At 69.3% G+C, this 241-nt stretch carries 1 protein-coding gene; it reads right to left on the minus strand.

All coding sequences use genetic code 11. The features are described from left to right. Positions 1-241 (minus strand): PKD domain-containing protein (locus tag BN358_RS13110; RefSeq protein ID WP_040583528.1); only part of this gene is annotated, 241 nt, incomplete at both ends.

Below are 241 nucleotides of genomic sequence, written 5' to 3' on the forward strand. Positions count from 1 at the left end.
GCGCTCGCGTCCACCGACACCTTCAAGCCCGTCGTCGAGGTGGAGAACTTCGCCACCGGCGCCGTGTTCGCCACCGGTGCCACCGTGACCGAATGGGTCACCGTGTCGGTCGCCTGCCCGTCGGACACCGTCAGCTTGACGTCATAGGTGCCCGCCGAGCCGTAGGTGTGCGACGCGGTCGCTCCGGTGCCGTTGCCGCCGTCACCGAAGTCCCACGCGTAGGTCAGCGAGTCACCGTCGG

This window comes from Sedimentibacter sp. B4, assembly GCF_000309315.1.
Classification (GTDB): Bacteria; Bacillota; Clostridia; order Tissierellales; family Sedimentibacteraceae; genus Sedimentibacter; species Sedimentibacter saalensis.